The sequence below is a fragment of the Pantoea sp. C2G6 genome (genome assembly GCF_051336815.1).
In the GTDB taxonomy this organism is placed as follows: domain Bacteria; phylum Pseudomonadota; class Gammaproteobacteria; order Enterobacterales; family Enterobacteriaceae; genus Pantoea.
In genome coordinates, this window is sequence record NZ_JBGMNJ010000018.1 from 65,892 (window position 1) to 72,053 (window position 6,162).

Below are 6,162 nucleotides of genomic sequence, written 5' to 3' on the forward strand. Positions count from 1 at the left end.
AGCTGCTGGATTTGTAAGAAGCGTGGTTGTCGATGTCTGACCACCCCAGCGTGCCAGTGATGTTTCCTAAGCCAAATTCACAACGTGCTGACCACTTTCTTTGCGTAAGCGGTTTTATTGAGTATTAAGGGCTTGAATGGGAGGAGATGCACTTATGACGATTTATCGCCGCAGGCTTAATCTTTCCCGTCAGCGCACTGAAGTATTGAGCGGCTTAATAAGCGACAGTACTGGCTGAAAGAACGATGCCAGGCCCACCGTCCGACGCAAAAAAACCCGCCTGATAGCGGGCTATTAACCGGAAACAGCCCAGCAGCCACTATTTTTCATGGTAGCGATGCACTGCCGGGTAATATTCCAGTCCATACAACTGGCTAAGCGGCAGCAGCAGCTCCAGATTAATATCACCTCCCGCTTCACTCTGCGCAGGGCCGCTCAGCAGTTGTTCAAACCAGGCTATCAGTTTCTGTTTCATCTCAGGTTCTCCGCATCAGTTAATGTCCTGAGTTAACCCGCTTATACGCCCAATCTGAACCAAAAATTTCTGCACTGCTTATACCGGAGATGGCATAGCGATCCTCTGCCGACTCTCTCACTGACAGCGGCTGCCGCAGGCCGCTTACCGCTGGATCAGCGTCACCCAGTTCGCCCCTTTTCCCGCCGGGGCCTCTGCCACCCGCTTCAGTTCACCGCTGGCAGGGTCTATAGCATAGCTGCCTATCACCGCGCTCTTCTCGCCGCTGACGATCAGCCATTTACCCTGTGCAGCAATGGCGATGCTGCGCGGTTGTTTCTCGACCGGCCAGCTGCCGATCAGGGTTAATTCTCCGCTTGCCTTATCAACCCGGTAGCCGCTCACCGTGCTGGAAGTCCGCTCGGTGACATAGAGAAAGCGTCCGTCCGGGGTGATTTTAATATCTGCCGCCCAGATACGGGGCGTCGGATCGCTGTAGCCCGCCGGTCGCTGCACGCCATGTTGCAGGTTATATTTCTTCGCTACGGCGTTGGGCCAGCTTTTCAGCGCGGTCAGCGTGCCATCGGCTGCGCGCCGGAACTGGGTGATGGTGCCGCTCATCTCAGCCAGGTTATAGAGAAAACGATTATCCGGTGCAATTACCGAATGCCGCGCACCGCTGTTCTTCTCGCCCTGAACAAACCCGGTACCGAGCGGAGTGATGGCACCGTCATCGGCAAAGGCGTATTGCAGTACCCGATCCGCGCCGAGGTTGCCGACGTAAAGCGAATGGTTGCTGACATCAGTGATAACGGAATGGGCATGCGGCCCGGTTTTCACCTCGCCCGTGACCTGGCTCGTGACCACGCCTTTCGCATCAATCTGGTTGCTGGTGACCATATCGCTGTCATAGGAGGCGGCCAGCAGATAGCGCCCGCTGTTGTCGGTGGTGATCCACGGAAAGCTGGCCGCGACCGGTGTCACCGCCTGTTTTTGCAGATCGCCGCTGGGCCGGGTCACGCGCCAGCTGATGATGGCATAGGGCGGGCTGCGCAGTGCGCCGTAGAGGTGTCTGCCGTCAGGACTGGCGGCCAAAGGCATAATCTTCTTTCCGGCAGCGGTATCGCCGCGCCATTGCAGGTTGCCACTGGTGTCGTTGAGCAGATAGCGGGAGACGGTGCCGGATTCAGCATTTGAGACATAAACAAAGGTCGTCGCCCACAGCGTGCTGCTACACAGCAGCGGCAGCAGAGCCAGCGTCGTTTTAAGAGGGATCATAGGGTCACCTGTATGCGTAAGTCGTGCGTCGATGCGCAGCGTACTTTACGCTAACCCGCCCCGCGCTGGCTGGCTTTGTGCAACTGACTGAAAATCGGTCTGAAAGTCTGGAGATGTGACGGAGATGTTATTTTTAACCGCTCAGAACCGCGGTCAGCCCTCCCCCGAAGGTCTGGGGAAGGCTACTGATGGACGCTACCCGGTTCTGGCAATCATCTGCCGGTAGCGATTGAGCCACTTACCGCTGTTGAGTCGCCACCAGAAGAAGATGCCGCGCACCGTCCAGTCGAGGAACATCCCCAGCCAGACCCCGGTCACGCCCATGCCCAGCTCAATACCCAGCAGATAGCCGATCACCACCCGCGCACCCCACATGCTGAACATCGAGACATACATGGTGTAGCGCGCATCGCGTGCGCCCTTGAGTCCGGCTGGCAGCACCCAGGAAGCGGCCCATAGCGGCATAAACAGCGCATTAAGCCAGATCAGATGCTTCGTCACGTTAATCACTTCCGGGTCGCTGGTATAGAAGCGCGCCAGCAGACCGGCCAGCGGCACCGTCAGCAGCGCCATCGCGGTGAGGCAGGTGGTGGCCAGCCAGAAGACGTGCCGCACCTGACGTTCCGCCTGGAACACCTGATTTTTCCCCAGTCGGGTGCCGGTAATAATGGTCGAGGCGGAACCGAGGGCGTTACCCGGCAGGTTGATCAGTGAGGCGATGGAAAAAGCGATAAAGTTACCGGCAATCTCGCTGGTGCCCATCCCGGCGACAAACACCTGCGTCAGCAGTTTACCGCCGTTGAACAGCACCGATTCGATACTGGCAGGCACGCCTATCCCTAAAACTTCCATCAGAATGCTGCTGTTCCAGCGCCGGAAATAGCTCGACAGGGTGATCTTTAATGAAGCGTTAAAGCCGCTCATCAGCACGTAAATCACCGCGATCGCGCCGATGTAACGGGTGATGGTCAGCCCCAGCCCGGCCCCGATAAACCCTAATCCTTCCCACGAGAAGCAGCCATAAATCAGCACGCTACTGATGATAATGTTGAGGATGTTCATGCCGCCATTGATCAGCATCGGAATTTTGGTATTCCCCGCGCCACGCAGCGCGCCGCTGCCGATCAGCGTGATGGCGGCCGCCGGATAGCTCCAGGCGGAGGTTTGCAGATAGCTCAGCGCCAGCGCTTTGACTTTTGGCTCAGCGGCACCGGCTATCGCATCGATGATCAGATGTCCCCAGAACTCGATGGCGATCACCAGCACAAAGGCGAATATCGTCATCATCGCCAGCGACTGGCGCGTGGCGGCTCGGGCGCGCTTGCCGTTGCGTTTTGCCAGGCTGAACGCCACCACCACCGTGGTACCGAGATCGATAGCGGCAAAGAAGGAGATGATCACCATATTGAAGCTGTCAGCCAGGCCAACGCCCGCCATCGCCTCTTTACCCAGCCAGCTGACCAGGAAGGTGCTCAGGACGCCCATCAACAGCACACAGGCGTTTTCGAAAAAGATAGGTACTGCTAATGGCGATATTTCACGCCAGTAGAGCGTGCGGTAAGCGCGACGCTTTGGATACCACGCCGTACGCTTAATCGCCTGCATCACTGCTACGCCGGGATTTTGCAAAGGATTACCAAATCAGAAGAGACTGGACAGGAGATCTAATGATGATAGTGAGCCGGGAAATATGCAAAGTCTTTCCTTGCCAAATTAATCATCGTTACAAACTTTTTAGTCTCACTACGGCAGAAACTGCTTTGCGGCCCCGCCCGCTGTCATCGGCCTTATTATTTTCCTGCGGTTATGACCTGCCAGCGCTGAGCTGGCCGCCACAATTTTGCCGCGTGTCACAACGTTATCAGATTCCAACAGGGAGTTGCGTGTCAGCCTGTTTTAGCGGAAACAGTAAAGATTTTCTTAACGACCGTTGGCGAAATTCCCCTTTACGCCTGACGGCAGCGGAGAGATTAAACCCCGGCTCAGTGCAAATAATCGGCGATCACAGATTCTTCACCAATATCCGTAACAAACCCGCTAAGCTAGTGGCGAATTGCGGATAAAAATGGAAGGAGAAACCATGCCGACACAACGGAAAAACCTGACCAGCCAGCAGGCGCTGGATGAACTGGAACGCCTGTATGATGAAGCGGTTGAGGCGCTGCGCGCGGCAATCAAAGTCTTTATCGAAGATGGCACGCTGCCTGACGCCGCAGCCCGCTCACAGGGCCTGTTTGTTTACCCGGAGCTGCGCATCACCTGGGGCGGCGAGGGTCCGCAACAGAACCGGACCCGCGCCTGGGGACGTTTTACCCACACCGGCAGTTACAGCACCACCATCACCCGCCCGGCGTTGCTGCGTCACTATATTGCGGAACAGCTGGCGATGCTGGAGAAGGAGTATCAGCTGGAGATTGATGTGGTGCCTTCCCGCCAGGAGATCCCCTATCCGTACGTGATTGATGGCTCCGACCTGTCGCTGGATCGCACCATGAGCGCCGGTATCGCCCGCCACTTCCCTACCACCGAGCTTTCACAAATTGGCGACGAGACCACCGATGGTCTGTTCCACGCCGAAGCGCAGTTCCCGCTGTCACATTTTGACGCCCTGCGCACCGATTTCTCACTGGCCCGTCTGCGCCACTACACCGGCACCAGCGTGGAGCATTTCCAGCCGTTTGTGCTGTTCACCAACTACACCCGTTATGTGGATGAGTTTGTGCGCTGGGCGATTGAGCAGGTGCGTGACCCCTCTACGCCTTACGACAGCCTGGCCTGCGCGGGCGATGTGGTGCTGACAGCCGACACCGCCGACAGCGAGTCGATGCTCTCAGATCTGGCGTGGAAAAAGCATCAGATGCCCGCCTGGCACCTGACGTCACCAAACCGTCGCGGCATAACGCTGATTAACATCGGGGTCGGACCGTCGAACGCTAAAACCATCTGCGATCATCTGGCGGTGATGCGTCCCCACGCCTGGCTGATGATTGGTCACTGCGGCGGCCTGCGCGAGAGTCAGCGGATTGGTGACTATGTTCTGGCCCACGCCTATCTGCGCGACGACCATGTGCTTGATAGCGTGCTGCCGCCAGATATTCCGGTGCCGAGCATTGCTGAAGTTCAGCGCGCGCTGTATGACGCCACGAAATCGGTGAGCAATATGCCAGGCGAAGAGGTTAAACAGCGGCTGCGTACCGGCACCGTCGTCACCACTGACGATCGCAACTGGGAGCTGCGCTACTCCGCCTCGGCGTTGCGTTTTAACCTGAGCCGTGCGGTGGCGGTGGATATGGAGAGCGCCACCATTGCCGCGCAGGGGTATCGCTTCCGGGTGCCCTACGGCACGCTGCTGTGCGTTTCCGATAAGCCACTGCACGGCGAAATTAAGCTGCCGGGACAGGCGAACCGCTTCTATGAAGGAGCGATCTCAGAGCACTTGCAGATTGGTATTCACGCGGTTGAGCTGCTGCGCGCCGAGGGAGATAAGCTGCACTCGCGGAAGTTGCGGACGTTTAATGAGCCGCCTTTCAGGTAGGATGGGTTCGGCAGCGACCGGGCTGGGGTTGTTCACGCGGTGAACGGGCGCTGAGAGGGTTTTGTTCGCCTGGCGGCTGCGGCAGTTTCAGGTTCGCCGCTGCGGGCGACCAACAAGGGGGCGCCATGCGCCGCGCCCCCTTGACCCCCGGCTCCGGCCGGCTTCAACGCCGCTTCGCGGTCCCCTCGCCTCCTCGGGATTTCCGACGGACCGGCGGAACGCGCCATCCATGGCGCTGACCCGCCTCTTCGCGACATCCCTGTCGCTCGTCCTGAAATCCCTCTTCGGCTCAGCGTTTCAGACGGCCTCCCCTCCCGCTGTTAGCTTTTCTTTCTTTGCCAGGTTCTTCATCGCTGTGCGTATTTTTAAGCAGGGTATTGGCAGATGTATTTTGCAGGTTCACAGGCCACGCGGTGGCACCACCAATAAAACAAAAATTACAGGCCGGGCCGTTGGGGAGGCATCCGAAGCGCTGAGGAACAACCGGAGGCGAGGATGAGCCGACAGGACGTCGGCGAAAGGACGGGCCGCGCCAGGGAGGGCGCGTCCGGCCGGTCCGTGGCCGCAGGGCGTGACGAAGGCACCCCGCAAAGCGGGGCGCGCAGGCTGCCGGGCGCCGGGATTGTTAAGGGGCGGGCGTCCGCCCCTTGACGCGAGCGCCCGCTCCGGCGACCTGAAACTCCCCCACACCTGGCGGGCGAAACCTGCTCATAGTCAGCCCGCTGCTAAGCGAAACCTTCTCAGCGTGTAACCGCTGCAAAACGAAACCCAGCCGTGTGTAACCGGCAACTCAGTGCCCACTGAAACCAACAAAAATTACAGGCGGGGCCGTTGGGGAGGCATCCGTAGCGCTGAGGAACAACCGGAGGCAAGGATGAGCCGACAGGACGTCGGC

At 58.6% G+C, this 6,162-nt stretch carries 4 protein-coding genes; 1 reads left to right on the plus strand and 3 read right to left on the minus strand.

Annotated elements, in window-relative coordinates:
• Positions 1 to 319 precede the first annotated feature (319 nt).
• The 3 genes from ACCW71_RS18785 to ACCW71_RS18795 form a co-directional block, all read right to left on the minus strand.
• Positions 320 to 475: a hypothetical protein gene (locus ACCW71_RS18785; protein WP_436374006.1), complete on the minus strand. Its 156-nt coding sequence runs from the start codon at positions 473 to 475 to the stop codon at positions 320 to 322.
• A gap of 144 nt (positions 476 to 619) precedes the next feature.
• Positions 620 to 1,732 carry a lactonase family protein gene (locus tag ACCW71_RS18790; RefSeq protein ID WP_436374008.1) on the minus strand — a complete coding sequence of 371 codons (1,113 nt, stop codon included), beginning with the start codon at positions 1,730 to 1,732 and terminating at the stop codon, positions 620 to 622.
• 195 nt (positions 1,733 to 1,927) lie between these two features.
• Positions 1,928 to 3,337, minus strand: coding sequence for an EmmdR/YeeO family multidrug/toxin efflux MATE transporter (locus tag ACCW71_RS18795; protein WP_436374010.1), 1,410 nt, complete (start codon positions 3,335 to 3,337; stop codon positions 1,928 to 1,930).
• 475 nt (positions 3,338 to 3,812) lie between these two features.
• On the opposite strand from ACCW71_RS18795, the gene ACCW71_RS18800 reads away from it, so the two are divergent.
• A complete protein-coding gene (locus ACCW71_RS18800) occupies positions 3,813 to 5,267 on the plus strand; it encodes an AMP nucleosidase (protein WP_436374012.1) in 1,455 nt (484 codons plus the stop codon).
• Positions 5,268 to 6,162: the final 895 nt, after the last annotated feature.

What these genes read in the sequence shown, in the direction of transcription:
- ACCW71_RS18790 (WP_436374008.1), bottom strand. Translation starts at nt 1,732, where the DNA reads ATGATCCCTCTTAAAACGACGCTGGCTCTGCTGCCGCTGCTGTGTAGC.
- ACCW71_RS18800 (WP_436374012.1), top strand. Translation starts at nt 3,813, where the DNA reads ATGCCGACACAACGGAAAAACCTGACCAGCCAGCAGGCGCTGGATGAA.
- ACCW71_RS18795 (WP_436374010.1), bottom strand. Translation starts at nt 3,337, where the DNA reads ATGCAGGCGATTAAGCGTACGGCGTGGTATCCAAAGCGTCGCGCTTAC.
- ACCW71_RS18785 (WP_436374006.1), bottom strand. Translation starts at nt 475, where the DNA reads ATGAAACAGAAACTGATAGCCTGGTTTGAACAACTGCTGAGCGGCCCT.